Here is a 16,981-nt window from a genome sequence, read left to right as displayed (position 1 = left end):
AGCCCCCGACGGACCGCCGGGGGCTTCTGCGTTTTGTACGTTATACGCTATGCTGTTTTTGCAACGAGAACATGAACGGGGGTCACGGTGGGTTGTAGGCTGACGAAATATCGGTAGTCACTGGTAGACAAATGCGCTCTCAGATAGTCAGTAACGGAGCCGTACTCACTGGTCAGCAGGCTTGGGTGCATCATCTGCGCGCTTCGTACCTGACTCACGATCCGCGACAGGCGGTTCAGCCTTGTCCGGCATTGCTTGATTGTGTTGATATCACCGGACATGAATACAGTATAGACGAAAATCCTGGCTGTGTTTACGGCGATGGCTTTATTCAATGTCCAGATCATTCTCCTGAGTGCTTATGTGTGCAAACGGCGTTGTCGCATTTAAAAATGGACAACCTATATGTACCGTTTTCTTACTTCACATAAACTTACGCGAAAGAGTACATTCTGGATTTATCACTCAAATAATTTATATACTTATTTTACAATATGATTCATTATGGGCAACTTTAGTAAATAAATAATGTATTTTTATTTACTGAAGTTGCCCACAACAACTTATCAATCAGCTCACTTAACGCGTATAAAACTCACCCTTAGCGATTGTTGATTCGTATTCGTGATTGATTGTTTCGAGGAACTTACCCGTTACCCAGCCAATGTTGGCATCGCGAATAAAGACGAACTGACGCACACCGTATCCCACTGTGTAGGCTTTGACGACAGCATCGAGCCACAACGCAGCCGCAACCGTCTGCCGTTCGTTCATCGTTTCCCGGATGATACGCAGCTGACTCTCGGCTTTTGCTTTCAGAACCGGATCAGCGATGTTTGACAAGTCCGGGCGCAGCAGCTGCGCATAATTGGTCAGCGCCAGTTGACGGAACCGACTAGCATCGAGCGTTGTGATTGGAACGGCTGTCGCACCTGCTTTTTCGGGGTACAGGCACGTAACGAGTGCATTGACGGCTTCGCCCCCAACGGCTACGACCCGACGCGTCCGCAAACCCGGCGGTGCCTGCCGCAGCCACGGCACAAACGTGCTGTCGGTTATCGACTGCACCAGCTTCTCAGCCTCCCGCCGAAACGCAATCATGCCCGTCATCTTTTGTTCGGTAACCTGCTCAACCAGCTTGTTGATACCCATGTTGAAGGTTGTCCCGTAGAATTGCCGGGGCGCCATCGGGTTTGTCTGATTGATATAGCCAGCGGTAGTAGCGTCGGCACCAATGTTCAGGGCGGAGGTAGTGGCCCAGCTCTTACGCGGTACGGCCCCGATGGTAAACAGCTCGGCTTCCCGCTGGGCGGTCAGTGTCGTATCGATCCGAACCCTGTTGTCTGGCACGAGCTGCGCCAGTTGCTTATCCAGCAGCTGCCGACCTGCCGGCGACGAATTATATCGTTCGCGCAGGTCACTACTCAGCACGACAAAAATGCGTTCGTTGGGTATGTTGTACCGACGAATCGAGTCGAGACCCGTCTCCAGCGCATTGCGGGTCATTGGCAGCCGCGCCGACAGATCGGCCACCGGTTCGCCGTTCGGTATGTAAAAGCTCGACCGGATATTTTTCTCGTAAAAATCGCTCTCGTAACGCGTTTTGAAAATGGCAACCCGCACACCGTCGGCCCCCAGTTGGATACCGGCATACAGATTTTTTCCGGCGATGTTTCGTATGACCTCATTGACAGCCCAGCCACTGGCTACGTACTTAAGTCTGCCATACCGCGACCGGGCAATTTCCAGATAATGCACGGCCTCGTCGGGTTTGTGAATATCGTCGTAGGCCAGCCCCAGCACTTCGTAGGCCACGGCTGACCAGTACGGGCTTTGCGCGCGCAGGACGGGTAACGCCCTACCGATCAGCGGAATCGATTCTTCCGATTTGTCAACAGCACGCAGCGTACCTGCTAATTTCAAAAAGTGGATGGCTTGGGTAAGATTGTTGGCTGGCTGGGCTAGTACAGACATCGGCAGTGCCAAAAACAGCAACAGCCCGGTCTGGTAACCGATTCGTACAACTTGATTCATTGGGTTAGTTACGCGGGGAAAAACGAGTACGTACAGTACTCGTTACCCTTTAGACGACTATGAATTAGGCAGTCACTTGCACTACCAACTCTATAAACTTTTGTCACTAACCGTTTAAGCAGGCATTCTGAGAGGTTTTGTCGAAGAAAACGACAGCGGTGCGTTCTGTTTTCGGTGTATCTTGTGAGTTTATACAACCGACCTTACCACATGCATCGTTTTTTACTCACACTGAGTCTGTCGCTGCTCAGTTTTTTTCCAGTGCTGGCTCAGTCGACCGCACCTGCTTCGTTGCCGACAATCGGCGTGTTTACGACGGGAATGGACCGGAACCCCGGCTTTCTACCGTTTTACTGGGACGCCAGAAAGGGCAAGATCTGGCTCGAAATCGACAAGCTTGATACCGAGTTGCTCTACTACCCAACCCTGGCGCAGGGGATCGGCTCCAACGATATTGGCCTCGACCGGGGGCGGCTGGGGCAGGAGCACATCGTGAAGTTTCAGCGCAGCGGCAACAAGGTGCTGATGATTGAACCCAACTACGCCTACCGCGCCCTGAGCAACGACCCGCTCGAACGCCGGGCCGTCGAGCAGTCGTTCGCACAGTCAGTACACGCCGGGTTTGAGGTTGCCGCCGAAGAAAACGGCCGGGTACTGGTCGACCTGACGCCCTTTCTGCTTCAGGACGCCGTCGGTGCCGTGCAGGACATCGCCCGCACCAAACAGGGCGCCTACCGCTTCGACGCGACGCGTTCGGCTATGTATATGCTCCAGTCGAAAGCCTTCCCACAGAATACCGAGTTTGAAACCATCATCACGCTCACCGGCGATCAGGCCGGGCCGTACCTGCGCGAGGTGGTACCGACGCCCGCAGCCGTGACCATGCATCAGCACCATTCGTTTGTGCAGCTACCCGACGACAAGTACAAGCCCCGGCTCTTCGATCCGCGCATCGGCTACGGCGGCATCGAATTTTTCGACTACGCATCGCCCGTGAGTCAGCCGATCATGAAGCGGTACATTTCCCGGCACCGGCTGGAAAAGAAAGACCCCACGGCAGCCGTCAGCGAAGCGGTCAAACCAATCGTTTACTACATCGACCCCGGCACGCCAGAGCCCATTCGCTCGGCCCTACTGGAAGGCACGGCCTGGTGGAATCAGGCGTTCGACGCGGCTGGCTACAAAAACGCCTTTCAGGTGAAACTGCTCCCGCCCGATGCCGACCCGATGGACGTACGCTATAATCTGGTACAGTGGGTACACCGCTCGACACGCGGCTGGAGCTACGGAGCCAGCATTATCGACCCGCGCACGGGCGAAATTATCAAAGGCAAAGTAACGCTGGGTTCGCTGCGGGTACGGCAGGATTATCTGATTGCGCAGGGGCTTGTCGGCAGTTTCGGAGCCGACACCACCCAGAAAGCGGCCAACGACCCCATGATGGCGATGTCGCTGGCGCGGCTGCGGCAACTGGCGGCCCACGAAGTCGGCCATACGCTCGGTTTGCCGCACAACTACATCGCCAGTACGCAGGGCGACACGCCATTCGGCCGGGCATCGGTTATGGATTACCCAACGATGGTAGCGACCGTGAAGGGTAATGCCATCGACATATCGGATGCATACGCCACAGGTATTGGTGCTTACGACAAATGGAGCATCCGCTACGGCTACGAACAGTTCGTAGCGGGCTCGAACGAGAAACAGCAGCTCGATAAGCTGGTCAGTAATATGCACAAAACGGGGCTGAGTTTCCTGACCGACCAGGATGCCCGGCCCGAAGGATCGGTTCACCCGGCCACACACCTGTGGGACAACGGAGCTAACGCAGTCGATGAGCTGAAGCGCGTCATGGAGGTCAGGCGTATTGCCCTGAGCAACTTCAGCGAGAAAAAAATCCCGGTTGGCACGCCCATGGCAACGCTGGAAGAAGTGTTTGTGCCAATGTATATGTTTCACCGCTATCAGGTCGAAGCTGCGGCTAAAGTAGTAGCGGGGCAAACGTATACCAACGCGTTGCGGGGCGATGGGCAAGCCGTAATGGCACCCGTACCAGCCGCCGAGCAACAGCGCGCCCTCGATGCACTGGTCAGCACCCTGACACCATCGGTATTGGCGGTGCCGGATGCAGTGCTGAAGATGCTGCCTCCGCGTCCGTTCCGGTTCAATCCCAATCAGCGGGAAGTGTTCAAACGGCATACAGGCCTGGCCTTCGACGCCCTCGCTCCTGCCGAAGCCGTTGCGGGTCTGACCTATCGGCTATTGCTGAATCCTGACCGTTGCGCCCGGCTCGTTCGTCAGCACGCCCTTGACCCGAAACTAATGGGGCTGGACGCGCTGCTGAACGCACTCAACAAGCAGACGCAGACGAACAGCACTACAAATTCGCCTTATTGGAAGGAGATCAACCAACAGAATGAGCGGCTGTACGTCGATGCACTGATCCGGCTGGCAAGCAATAAAGAAACAGATGGCAGCGTGAAGGCCGCTGTTCATAATGAACTGCTAACCTTGAACACTCGGTTTACCAACGCATTCAAACCTGGTCATTATACGTATCTGCACTGGGCTATTGGCCGGTATCTCAATGACCCCGACCAGATTTCAACACCTGGCGCGATGACGCCACCCGATGGTGCGCCTATCGACCCCGGTCAGGACTGGCTCAGCAGTCCGTGCGACGTTTACTAAAATTGTACTTTTAGGCCAATTAAGGTGAATTATAAATGATCCAATAGGCCGCTATCTTGTTTTTTTGTCATCCCGACACCAGGAGGGATCTTCGGTAATTGAATGATTCTTGCTGTTGCCGAAGATCCCTCCTGGTGTCGGAATGACAAAGAGACAACAGCTAATTATTTGTCAATCAATAGCTTAGGACAAAGTCTATTCAGTAGTCGTCCTGACCAACAACAGTCAATTAACCGTCCGAAAGGCCAGCCTTATTACGCTATAAGGCTGGCCTTTTGTCATTTAGCGCAACCGTTCGTCACAAAGAAAATTTTTAATGAATTAGACGAAACTTATAAAATCTATCTTTGTTAGGTTTTTTGAAACAGGTTAGATGAATGAGTACCACCGAGCGTAGAGTTAGACAAAAAGCCGAGATACGACAGCGCATTCTGGACGCGGCCCGGCAGATAGCGCGGGAAAAAGACTGGAACGCCGTTACGATTCGGAGCATTGCCGACGCTATCGAGTACACCGCTCCGATTGTGTACGAGCACTTCGAGAATAAGGAAGATGTCCTGCTCAGCATTGCGCGGGAAGGCCACGAAGAAGTAAAGCGCTCGTTTGACACGGTCATGGCAATGGGCCTGAATGCAGAAGAAAAGCTGGCCCGGCTGTCGATGGTGCAGTGGCACTTTGCAACGGCACAGCCAGAAGTGTTCCGCCTGATGCACAACCCCGAACGCATGGAACAGCAGCGCGAACAAATGCGCGACGACATGCAGGAAGCTCGCTTCCGGATGGAGAGTCTGTTTGGGGAACTGGGTGTTTCGGAGGCCGAGAAGCCTGAGATTATTTTTAACTGGTTCTGCCTGATGCTGGGCTATATCAACCTGATTACCAATATAAAACCTGATGAAGCAGCCCGTCATCTGAAGAAAATGGACGACCCGCAGATGGCCGCTCTGTTTCAGAACCCGACAGCGCTGTATGAGCGGGCTATCCGCCGATTTCTGCACAATCTTACCTGCTAATACGTTCGGGGGTCCCACCCACATACACACATGAGAACAAGTATTTATCTGATCTTACTGTCGGCCTTACTGATTCCGCCGGTTCAGGCGCAGCTAGCCCCCCTACCGACGGCTTTTCGCTGGCGCAGTGCGTTGAATACGCGCGTGCTAACAACCCCAATATCAAGATTGCCCGCATCAACGAGCAGGTATCGACGGTGCAGGTAAAACAGGTTATCGGCCGCAACCTGCCGCAGGTAGGCGTGTCGGGGTCGGTGGTCGACAACGTCATTATTCCGGTCACGCTGCTGCCCGGCAGTCTGGCGGGTGCAGCCAGTACAACCGCCACGACGGGCCAGGCACCCACTGCTGGCGGCACGGGAGCGCAAGAGTTCATCCGGGTCAAGTTTGGTACGCAGTATAACGCTACGCTCACCGGCCGGGTCGATCAGAAATTGTTCGACCCCTCACTGGGTCTGGCGCTAAAAGCTGCTAAAGTACAGACGCAGTTACAGTCGGTTGTTACGGCGCAGGCCGAGCAGACGCAGGCATACAACGTGGCGCAGGCGTACTACCGGACGCTGGTTATCGATCTGCAACGGCGGCTGACCATCCGTGACCTGAACTCATCGGATACGCTGCTGCAACAGGAGATTGTCCGGCTGAAAAACGGCACGACGCGGGAAATTGACTTCGGCCGGATTCAGCTCAATCGCAACAACCTGCAATCGCAGCTGGAGCAGGCCAATCGTAACTACGGTCAGGCAATCAACCAGCTAAAATTCCAGATGGGTATGCCCATCAGCGAGCCCCTGCAGCTACAGCAGCTACAGATCGAGAATGATTTGCAGGTGGCCGAACTGACCAACGCTGAGGATCGTTTTTTTGAGAGACGTCCCGACTTCCGGCAACTGTTGCTGAATACGCAACTGGCCGACCTGAACCGACAATCAAACAACCGGGGCTATTACCCGTCGCTGGGTTTATATGGTACCTACGGCACCAATGCGCAGCGACAGGATTTTAACTTCTTTCAGGGGGGCCTGCCCTGGTTTCAGAGCAGTGCCATCGGTCTGACGTTTAGCTGGACACCCTTCGACGGCAATCAGCGCAAATACCGCGATCAGGAAAACCGGCTGACTCTGGAAACGTTACGTCTTCAGCAGATTCTGACCCGCGAGTCGGCGCAGCTGAGCCTGAGCAATGCGCAGGTGAGCTATCAGAATCTGGTTACCGACATTCAGCGTGAGCGCGACAACATCAAACTGGCCCAGCGGATTCTGACCGTTACGGAACTGGAGTACAAAGAAGGCATCGCCACGTCGGTTACACTGATCGATGCGAAAGATGCCCTGACGACGGCCCAGAACAACTTGGCTAACAAACTTATCAGCCTGTATCAGTCGCGGCTCGACTACGAAGACGCGCAGGGAACCATTATCGACTACGTTACCAAAAAATAAGTTAAGCCACTCATGAAACGAATTCTTATAGTACTCGGTGTCGTTGCGCTGATCGGGCTGATTGCCTTCCGGTTGATCGACAACAAAAAAGTGATCGACGACGCCAAGACGCCGAAAGCTGTATTCCAGACCACACCGGTTGTGGAAGTGCAGGCCGTGACGTTTGAAAAGCTCGACCAGAACCTGTCTTTACTCGGTACGGTCGAAGCCCGGAACGAGGGAAACATCATCGCCGAAACGCGGGGTAAGCTGACCGGCTTCAACCTGGTGCTGGGCACGCAGGTCGGCAAGGGGCAGCGCGTTGGCTATATTCAGGATGAAGTACAGGGCATTGTCCTGCAGAATAGCCAGACCGCCGTCGATAATGCCAAACGCGAGATGGAGCGGTACGAGCGGCTGTATCAGGGCGGTGCCGTAACGCAGGAAGCTTATCAGAAGCTAAAAGATCAGTACAACAACACGCTGATCAGTGAAAAGCAGCAGAAGCGGGTGCTGGGCAACGGCGCGGTAGTAGCCCCCATCAGCGGGTATGTCTACGACAAGAAAGTGGAGAACGGCGAGTACGTACAGGTCGGTGCCGTGCTGGCGTCGGTTATCAACCTGAATCAGTTGAAGTTGGTCGTCAACGTTCCGGAGCAGGCTGTCTATCAGTTGAAAATCGGCGATCAGGCCCGTGTAACGGCGCAGGCATTTCCCGGTGTTGTCTTCACGGGTGCCGTGCATTACATCAGCCCCAAGGGCGACGCGCTGCACAACTATCCGGTGGAAGTGTACCTAAATAACAATGCCAAAAACCAATTGAAAGCCGGTACGCTGGCCAACGCCAGCTTCACGTTTAAGCAGGGCGTCAATGGGTTGTTCATTCCCCGACGGGCGTTGGTTGGCGGTGCCGACAGCGCCAGCGTTTACGTCGTACAAAACGATATTGCCCGGCTGCGTCGGGTAAAACTCGGCTACGACAACGGCGATCAGTATCAGGTACTCGACGGTCTGCAACAGGGTGAACCCATCGTGGTCAACGGCCAGCTCAACCTCACCAACGGCTCGAAAGTAACGGTCAGCAACTCAACGGCAAGCCGGTAAACGTGTTTAAGGTTTGATGTTTAAGGTTTAAGGTTGCTCCGCGAGCAGACTTCGAATCTCGAACCCTAAACCTTAAACCTTAGACTTTAAACCTTAAACTTACCATGTCAGTAACAGAAATTGCCATTAAACGCCCGACACTGGTGGTGGTGGCCTTTACCGTGCTGGGTCTGCTGGGGTTCATCTCGTACAAGAGTTTGAACTATACCCTGCTGCCTAAGTTCGATGCGTCCGTCGTGACGATTCTGACGACGTATCCGGGCGCAGCAGCCGGGGAGGTGGAAAACTCCGTGACGCGCAAACTCGAAGACGCTGTGTCGTCGATCGAGAACCTGAAAAACATTAGCTCGACCAGTCAGGAAGGTTTGTCTACGATTCAGGTTGAACTCAACGCCAGCGCCGACCCAAACCAGGCACTGGAAGACGCCCAGCGGAAAATCAACGCCGTACTATCGCAGTTGCCCGACGAAGTCAACTCGCCGACGCTGCTCAAATTCTCGACCGACGATCTGCCCGTTTTGCGGATGGGCGTGCGGGCCAACCTCGAACCGACCAAACTCTACGACCTCGTCGATGACCAGATTCGAACGCAGCTGACCAAAGTCGACGGTGTGGGGCAGGTGACGCTGACGGGTGGCCGCGAACGCGAAATCCGCATCGGTATCGACCCCAACAAGCTGAAGAACTTCAACCTGTCGGTTGCGCAGGTGTCGCAGGCTATCAACTCGGCCAACCTCGACTACCCAACCGGCAAGATCGAAACCGACCGCGCGCAGTACGCCATCCGGCTGTCGGGTAAGTTTACCAATGTCGACCAGATTCGGAACGCGGCCCTGAAAACCTCGCCCGACGGTACCAAAATTCTGCTTAGCGATGTAGCAACCGTCACCGACGGGGTGGCCGACGCAACGACGATCAACCGGATCAACGGCCGCGAATCGGTCGGGGTAACGATTCAGAAGCAGACCGACGCCAACGCCGTTGAGATCAGTCAGCGGGTGCGGGCGATTCTGGGCAACATCGAAAAGCAGTACGCCAACGTCGGCCTGAAGTTCGAGATCACCAGCGACTCCTCGACCTACACGCTGGCATCGGCCGAAGGCGTAATCTTCGACCTTGAATTTGCCGTTGTGCTGGTGGCGCTCGTGATGCTGCTGTTTCTGCACAGCCTGCGCAATGCCTTTATCGTGATGGTATCGGTTCCGGCGTCGATTATCTCGGTATTCGTGCCAATGTATCTGCTGGGCTTCACGCTGAACCTGATGACGCTGATGGCCCTCTCGCTGGTTGTCGGTATTCTGGTCGACGACTCGATTGTGGTCCTGGAAAACATCTACCGGCACCTCGAAATGGGTAAAAACCGCCGTCAGGCATCGCTCGACGGTCGGAACGAGATTGGTTTTACAGCCGTCGCCATTACGATGGTCGACGTGGTAGTATTCCTGCCGCTGGTCTTCGTACAGGGTCTGATCGCCAACATTATCCGCGAGTTCTCGCTGGTTGTCGTGTTCTCGACGCTGATGTCGCTGATCGTGTCGTTTACCATTACCCCACTACTGGCGTCGCGTTTTGCCAAGGAAACCGACCTCAACGGGCCGGGTCTGGGCAAGCGATTCCTGAAAGGATTCGAACATCAGTTCGATTCACTCAAAAACGGGTACGCCCGACTGTTGCAGTGGGGTCTGTTCCACAAGCGTTGGGTTTATCTGGCCGCTATCGCCCTGTTTATCGGTTCGATCGGACTGGTTGCAGGTGGCTTTATCGGCACCACGTTCTTCCCGCAAAGTGACCAGGGCGAATTTATCATTCAGGTCGAAGGGGAGCCATTCAACAGTCTGGCCGAAACCAACCGGATTTGCCAGCAGATTGAGAAAGAGCTGATGAACACGAAGTATGTGACGAAGGTGAACTCGAACGTCGGGTATTCAAGCTCATCGCAGGGCGGTGGCCTGGGGTCAACGCCCTACCACAAAGCCGAGATTACGGTGACGATTGTTCCGAAAGATCAGCGCCCCGTGTCGATTGAAACGTTTGCGGCCCAACAGAAAGCCAAGATCATGCAGATTCCCGGTCTGAACGTAAAATCGGCCCCGGTCGGTATTACGGGTGGTGCCAACGCGACGCCGATTCAGATTCTGTTGCAGGGAAATACGCAGCAGGAACTGGAAGCATCGGCGGCTATCGTGAAGAAAGTTGTGGCCTCGGTCAGCGGTACAACAGACGTTGAATTATCGGTCGATGATCCTAAGCCGGAGCTGAAAGTGAATCTGGACCGCCGGAAAATGGCGCAGTACGGCGTATCCGTCGCGAACGTCGGTGCCACGCTGCAAACGGCCTTCTCGGGTAATACCGACAGCAAATACCGTATCGGCAATCGTGACTACGATATCCGCGTTGAGCTGAATCAGTTCAACCGGCAGAGCAAGGACGACGTAGGTAACCTGACCGTTCCCGACGCGCAGGGCAACCTGATCGAAGTCGACCAGATTGCCGACCTGACGCTGGGCACGGGTGCTACGCAGCTATCGCGCTACAACCGGGTCGGGTCGCTGTCGGTCAATGCCAACGTCGTTGGTCGGCCGGTGGGTACGGTCGGTACGGAGATCGACAATATTTTGAAGAAAACGGAATTGCCGGGTGGTGTCACATATGCACTCAAAGGCGATCTGGAACGGCAGGCCGACGCGTTTGGTAGCCTAGGTATCGCGCTGGGGCTGGCTATCACGTTTGTGTACCTGCTGATGGTTGCGCTATACAACTCGTATTTCCGCCCGTTCGTCGTCCTGTTCTCAATTCCGATGGCCGTAATCGGTGCGTTTCTGGCGCTGGCACTGGCCCGCGAATCGATCTCGTTCTTCGTTATGCTCGGTATGATTATGCTGATCGGTCTGGTAGCGAAAAACGCTATCCTGCTGGTCGACTTTGCCAATGCGCAGAAGGAAGAAGGCAAGAGCACGGTCGAAGCACTGATCGAAGCGGGCCGCGAACGGATTCGCCCGATCCTGATGACCACGATCGCCATGGCGATTGGTCTGCTGCCGATGGCACTGGCCACCGGCGACGGTTCGGAATCGAAAAACGGTCTGGCGTGGGTTATCATCGGTGGTCTGATCAGTTCGCTGCTGCTGACGCTGGTCCTCGTCCCGACGGTGTACCTGACGTTTGAGAACGGTTTCAACGCAGCAAGCCGCGCCTGGAACCGGATTTCGGGCAAGAAAAGCAAACCCGTCACCCGCGAATCGGCAGAAGTATAGTCGGTTTACGGTTTATAGTTTTCGGTTTACGGTGCTATCCGCCGTGAACTGTATACCGTAAACCGAATACCGAAAACCGCCTACCAACAAAAATGCCCGGCAGCGATTGTCGGGCATTTTTGTTGGTAGGCGAGTTATCTAATCCCGGTAATCTTTGTCGTAGGGCAGTTGGCGCGATGCTTTCCGCATGATCGTCGTGATGATCGATCCGGTGTTGCTGCCGAAGCCGCGTGACAGTGTCTTGTCGTATTTCCAGAGCAGTTCGCCCGTTTTGCCGTCGTTGATGCTGATGGTCGTTTTACCCGTATTGGTCGGGCCGGAGAAACCAACGGCGAACGACATGGCAATAGCTGCGCCGTTAGACATGGGCTGCGTGGTTTCAAACGTGCCGGATATAATTCCGTCGACCTCCAGCATTTTCGCCAGTTCTTCGGGGGTAAAGCTGGCCAGCGTTTCGTAGGTGACGGCGTTCCGTGCCAGCAGGGCGTTGGTGCGGGCCAGGTCCTGCACATCGACGGTCAGGTCTTTACTTTCTTTCCGTTTCAGAAAATACGAATGCACGGCGTTCTGCACATCGAGTCCTTCGCGTTTTTCCAGCGCAGCTACCCCCGCTGGTCCACCATTTTTTTCAACCTCCTTCGGCCGCAGTTGCAGCGTTGTTTTGAAAGGCAGTACGGCCAGCACTTTGTGATCTTTAGCCAGCGTTTTGAAGTTGGGATTGGTATAAATCTCCCGCGTTTGTGCTGTACTCACAGCGATCGAGACTAGCAGCGCGACCAGCGTGGTCATGAATCTCATAGACGAATTAAAGTTACGTGAATCCAAATCTGCGCCCTTGTCTGCTGATTGTCAATAACCGCCAGTAAAAGCACGCTAACTAATTCGTAAACGGTAGCTTACCGCACCTCAGGACGTAGACAAAGCGGGTTAAAATTAGTTTGTACAGATACGGCCCGACAACGGCAGTATGTACTAACCAGTTTATTTATCTGATACTCATGAAAGTGTGGTTTATCACCGGTACTTCGCGCGGCTTTGGGCGCGTGTGGGCCGAAGCAGCCCTCAAACGGGGCGACAAAGTAGCGGCTACCGCCCGCGATACCGATAGCCTGAACGACCTGGCCGATACCTATGGCGACAACTTCCTGCCCCTGTCACTCAACGTTGACGACCGGCAGGCCTGTTTCGACGCTATTCAACGGGCAAACGACACATTTGGCCGCATCGACGTGCTCATTAGCAACGCGGGCTACGGGCAGTTTGGTTTTTTTGAAGAGCTGAGCGAAGACGAAGTACGGAAGCAGCTCGAAACCAACCTGTTTGGCTCCATCTGGATCATTCAGGCGGCACTCCCGATCATGCGGGCGCAGGGCAGCGGCCACATCATGCAGGTATCGAGCATCGGTGGCGTTACCACCTTCCCGATTTTCAGCATCTATCACGCATCGAAATGGGCGGTGGAAGGTATGTGTGAATCGCTGTCGCAGGAAGTGGCCCAGTTTGGCATCAACGTCACGCTGATCGAGCCGGGCGGCTATTCCACCGACTGGAGTGGTAGTTCGGCGAAACACAGCGAGCCCAATCCGGCGTACGATGACCTGCGGAATCAGATTAAGGAGAACCGTAAGAAAAGCCAGCCCGGCGATCCCGACGCAACCGCCGATGCTATTCTCCAGGTCGTTGACGCCGAAAAACCGCCGTTGCGTTTATTTCTCGGCTCCGTTGGGCTCCGGCTGGTTGAGCCCAAATATCAGGAGCGGCTCGCCACCTGGCACGAATGGGACGACGTATCCAAAAAAGCGCAGGGGAGCCAGGCCAATTAATTCCACATTACCACAAACGCATCGAGGGACCAGTTGGCCCCTCGATGCGTTTGTCACAGACTAAATTCGGTTCTACTGCCGGATCAATTTGATGACCTGTTGCTGGGTTGGCGTGCTCACCCGCAACAGATACATACCCGCCGAACGGCCCAGCTCAACCGTAGCCCGCTCGACCTCGTCAGCCTGTTTGATGCTCGTTTCATGAACCGTTCGGCCCTGCTGGTCGGTCGCCAGAATCCGAACCGACTCCGCCACCACGCCCCGGATTTCCAGCTCCACCCGTTCGCTCAGCACCGGGTTGCCCAGTACACGAACCTGCATTGGCTCCCGCTGTTCGGCTACCCCAATCCGGCTGCTGCTATTACAGAAGCTGAGCCAGTTGTAGCTGAAGGTACTAACCTTGCCCGACTGAGTAGCCTCCAGCGTGATCACCGGGTTGTCGGTGTAGAGCCGCAGACTGTAAGGCCCCGGTGCCGTGGTGGGCAACGACTCATTGATGGTGCGGAAGCTGATAGGGCTGCCATCGCTGTTGCTATACTGGGGGTGAAGGTCACCTGCCGCGAATTGGGTGTCAGCTGCGCACAGCTGTTGGTGATCACTCCGCTGATGGCGAAGTTGCCCCCCACCGGTGCTGCGTTTACCGTGATGGTGAACATCCCGCTACCCGAGCCCGCCGAGTTGGTACCCGTGATTGTCACCATGCTTACCTGCGCCGTGGTAGGTGTGCCCGAGATGGTACGGCTGCCAGCGTCGAAGCTCAGTCCGGCGGGCAGGCCCGATGCGGTGTAGGTGATAGGTGTTGTACCCGAGAAGGCGGGCACTACGTAACTGAAAGCGACGCCCACCGTGGCCGTCTGGTTAGGCAGCGTTGGGGCCACCGGAGCCGCTGGGCCGGGGGCTGTGCTACAGGCGCTAAGCCAGTTGTAGCTGAGGGTAACAACCTTGCCCGACTGGGTGGCCTCCAGCGTGATCACCGGGTTGTCGGTGTAGAGCCGTAGACTGTAGGGCCCCGGTGCCGTGGTAGGCAACGACTCGTTGACGACGCGGAAGCTGATGGGGCTGCCATCGCTATTGCTGTACTGGGGGGTGAAGGTCACCTGCCGCGAATCGGGCGTCAGCTGTGCACAGCCGTTGGTAGTCACCCCGCTGATGGCAAAGGTACCCCCGGCCGGTGCCGCGCTGACGGTGATTGTGAAGTTGCCGCTACCCGACCCCGCCGAGTTGGTGCCCGTAATCATCACCATGCTGACCTGGGCCATCGTGGGCGTACCCGAGATGGTGCGGCTGCTGGCTTCAAAACTCAAACCCGCCGGCAATCCCGACGCGGTGTAGGTAATGGGGGCTGTGCCCGAGAAGGCTGGCACCACGTAGCTGAAGGCAACGCCCACCGTGGCCGTCTGGTTGGGCAGCGTTGGGGCCACCGGAGCCGTCGCTACCGGAGCAGCAGGGGCAATCGTAAAGGTAAACGTGGTGCTGGCCGTCAGGTTACCCGGATCTTTAGCCGTGACCGTCACATTGAACGGCGAACCTGTAGTCGTTGAGGGAGTACCGCTGATGGTGGCTGGTGCCGTGAAGCTCAGACCCGTTGGCAGACCAGTCACCGACAGCGTCAGCGAATTAGGCGTCTCGGCATCGGTGAAGGTGTTGGCCGGAATCGTGTAGGTGTACGCCTGCCCAACCGTTGCCGACTGGGGCGGGATGGCGTTGGCTACTGTTGGGGCCGTATTACCGATGACCTGCAAGGCCCGGTCCGCCTGAATAAATCCGTAGCCGGTGCCGAAGTCGAAACCCGTATCGAAGCCGCTGGTCGAAGGGTCATCCATATCCAGTGCCGTCGTTTCCAGAGTCGATAGGATTGCAGCCGGTGTGATCGTAGATACCTTCTGCTTCATGAGGGCCGCAACAGCAGCGGCATGGGGCGCAGCCGCCGACGTGCCGAAAAAGTTGGGAAACCCATCATTTTCGTAATCATCTCCAGGATAGAAGAAGGTAGTATTCGTACCATCGACCGCTACAATTTCGGGTTTCTGGCGTACCGTCTGCGCAATCCGGGTTCCTGATTTAGTGAAGAGAATTGGTGTACCACCAGCGGACGAGAAATTTTCAATTATCGCCGTCGATAATGTGTTTCTGTACGCCGGCGTTTGAAAATAGGGCGCAGCACCAACCGCAATGCATTGACTTGCGTTTGGGTGGCCAGTAGCCGTTGAACTTTTGGTATCGTACTCGATACCGACAGAGCTGCCGAAATTTACCCACTTAACAAGTGTAGGATTGGGCCCTGAGTATTTCACCAGCACCAGTTCGATAGCCAGATTCGCCTGGCCATTATTCCGAATGCCAATTATTTCAACAGGATCGCCCCCTATGTTTTCTTCGGCACTAGACAGCGAAGTCTGTAGTTGTCCGTTATAATACACCAGAAGGTCCATATCCGTTCTGGCTCCCGTTCCACCGCCAACCGAAAAGAAAGGGTCGTCCCACTGGAAACTAACAATTATAGTTCTGCCCGGCCCAATAGTGATCGTTTGGCGGGTATCCCCTCCACCGAAATTATGAGCCGTGTAACTTGCCGAGCTATATCCGGGAAACACAGTTGGCGCACTTGCCGTGAATTGACTTTGATAAGACGAACGTGCCGAGTTACCAGCCGATGAAAAATAAGCCACTCCCTGATTGGTCACGACATCATCAATAGCCTGCGCTACGACACCGTCCTGAAAAAAAGGTTCGGCGAAATAACCAACATCATCAGTTATGACTTTGCACCCTGCCGCTGCCAGATTCCGAATGTTTTGGGCAAAGTCGAGTTCGGTATTGTAGGCCGTGGCAAACGCAATCGCAGCACCGGGGGCCACGTCGTGAACCAGCTCAGCCATTGCCCGGCCCTCGTCAGTAGCGTCCGTATCGGTCGATGGCAAGTCCGCCAGTATCTGCACACCGGCTGGTAGATCACCAGAAGCTACCCCGGCGGCTGCCCCGCCCCGTGCGTTATAGGAGTCGGAGAGGATACCCACCTTCACGCCAGCCCCCGTCACATTGTACGTTGACCGGGCAATGTTTGCGCGCATAGCCACATCACCCTGAGACGTTACAGCACCAACTTTGTGAAACGGTCGGTATGAAGGTCGGGCAATCTTCAGAACACTTATGTTCTTCAGTTGATCCAGCCTATCAATAGGCAGATAACCAGACACCCGCTGATTCGATGAAACGGCCCTTTCAAGGCCCAGTGACTGCAAGGCCTGGAGCAGCGCCGGGCCGTCCTGTTCAGAATTAGCCAGTGCGTCGATAGCCACTTTATTCCCTTCGGTGATATACAGGTTTACCCGTTGCAAATCGCCGGCGGATGCTTGGTTCGACAAGCCGTTATTGGTCATCAACCGGAGTAGATCAGTACTGACCTTGGCTGTTTTTGCGACTTCCTTATCCGACTGTTGGGCTATGGCGCCGACACTCATGCCGAGCAACGCAACCATCATCAACAACAAGGACCGGCCCGATTGTAGTAGTTGAATCATGATTCAATGGGGTTAGATTTGGGAGTAAAGAAAGAGTGCCTGACCAGCCGTCACGACCCGTCAGGCACTCTAATGTATCAGATACCCTGTAGGTTACGGCTCCTTTTTTCGTCCGATTTA

Annotated in this window: 11 protein-coding genes; 6 read left to right on the top strand and 5 right to left on the bottom strand. The window is 55.2% G+C overall.

Annotated features, from left to right (window positions below; translation table 11 throughout):
• Window positions 1–47 precede the first annotated feature (47 nt).
• Window positions 48–347, bottom strand: a complete 300-nt coding sequence (locus HH216_RS10135; protein WP_169550714.1) for a hypothetical protein — start codon at window positions 345–347, stop codon at window positions 48–50.
• A gap of 232 nt (window positions 348–579) precedes the next feature.
• A complete protein-coding gene (locus HH216_RS10130) occupies window positions 580–2,034 on the bottom strand; it encodes a tetratricopeptide repeat protein (protein WP_254448768.1) in 1,455 nt (484 codons plus the stop codon).
• 210 nt (window positions 2,035–2,244) lie between these two features.
• Between HH216_RS10130 and HH216_RS10125 the strand changes: the two genes are divergently transcribed.
• The 5 genes from HH216_RS10125 (at window position 2,245) to HH216_RS10105 (ending at window position 11,517) form a co-directional block, all read left to right on the top strand.
• Window positions 2,245–4,725, top strand: a complete 2,481-nt coding sequence (locus HH216_RS10125) for a zinc-dependent metalloprotease (protein WP_169550713.1) — start codon at window positions 2,245–2,247, stop codon at window positions 4,723–4,725.
• 377 nt (window positions 4,726–5,102) lie between these two features.
• Window positions 5,103–5,738, top strand: coding sequence for a TetR/AcrR family transcriptional regulator (locus HH216_RS10120; protein ID WP_169550712.1), 636 nt, complete (start codon window positions 5,103–5,105; stop codon window positions 5,736–5,738).
• Window positions 5,739–5,935: 197 nt separating this feature from the next.
• Window positions 5,936–7,180 (top strand): TolC family protein, encoded by a 1,245-nt coding sequence (locus HH216_RS10115; RefSeq protein WP_169550711.1) that lies wholly within the window; start codon window positions 5,936–5,938, stop codon window positions 7,178–7,180.
• A 12-nt stretch (window positions 7,181–7,192) separates the two neighbouring features.
• A complete protein-coding gene (locus tag HH216_RS10110; protein ID WP_169550710.1) occupies window positions 7,193–8,263 on the top strand; it encodes an efflux RND transporter periplasmic adaptor subunit in 1,071 nt (356 codons plus the stop codon).
• Between the two features lie 104 nt (window positions 8,264–8,367).
• Window positions 8,368–11,517 (top strand): efflux RND transporter permease subunit, encoded by a 3,150-nt coding sequence (locus HH216_RS10105; RefSeq protein ID WP_169550709.1) that lies wholly within the window; start codon window positions 8,368–8,370, stop codon window positions 11,515–11,517.
• A gap of 138 nt (window positions 11,518–11,655) precedes the next feature.
• On the opposite strand, the gene HH216_RS10100 is transcribed toward HH216_RS10105, so the two are convergent.
• Window positions 11,656–12,315 (bottom strand): hypothetical protein, encoded by a 660-nt coding sequence (locus HH216_RS10100; RefSeq protein WP_254448767.1) that lies wholly within the window; start codon window positions 12,313–12,315, stop codon window positions 11,656–11,658.
• 200 nt (window positions 12,316–12,515) lie between these two features.
• On the opposite strand from HH216_RS10100, the gene HH216_RS10095 reads away from it, so the two are divergent.
• Complete coding sequence (locus HH216_RS10095; protein WP_217371902.1) at window positions 12,516–13,340, top strand: SDR family oxidoreductase; 825 nt, start codon at window positions 12,516–12,518, stop codon at window positions 13,338–13,340.
• A 72-nt stretch (window positions 13,341–13,412) separates the two neighbouring features.
• Here the strand turns inward: HH216_RS10095 and HH216_RS10090 are convergent, their stop codons facing one another.
• Window positions 13,413–13,772 carry a T9SS type A sorting domain-containing protein gene (locus HH216_RS10090; protein ID WP_169550708.1) on the bottom strand — a complete coding sequence of 120 codons (360 nt, stop codon included), beginning with the start codon at window positions 13,770–13,772 and terminating at the stop codon, window positions 13,413–13,415.
• A complete protein-coding gene (locus tag HH216_RS10085) occupies window positions 13,769–16,861 on the bottom strand; it encodes a putative Ig domain-containing protein (RefSeq protein ID WP_169550707.1) in 3,093 nt (1,030 codons plus the stop codon). The genes HH216_RS10090 and HH216_RS10085 overlap by 4 nt, the downstream gene beginning before the upstream one ends.
• Between the last annotated feature and the right edge of the window lie 120 nt (window positions 16,862–16,981).

Source organism: Spirosoma rhododendri (genome assembly GCF_012849055.1).
Classification (GTDB): Bacteria; Bacteroidota; Bacteroidia; order Cytophagales; family Spirosomataceae; genus Spirosoma; species Spirosoma rhododendri.
The sequence above is the reverse complement of the archived record's forward strand: the minus strand, read 5'-3'. Positions and strand labels throughout refer to the sequence as shown.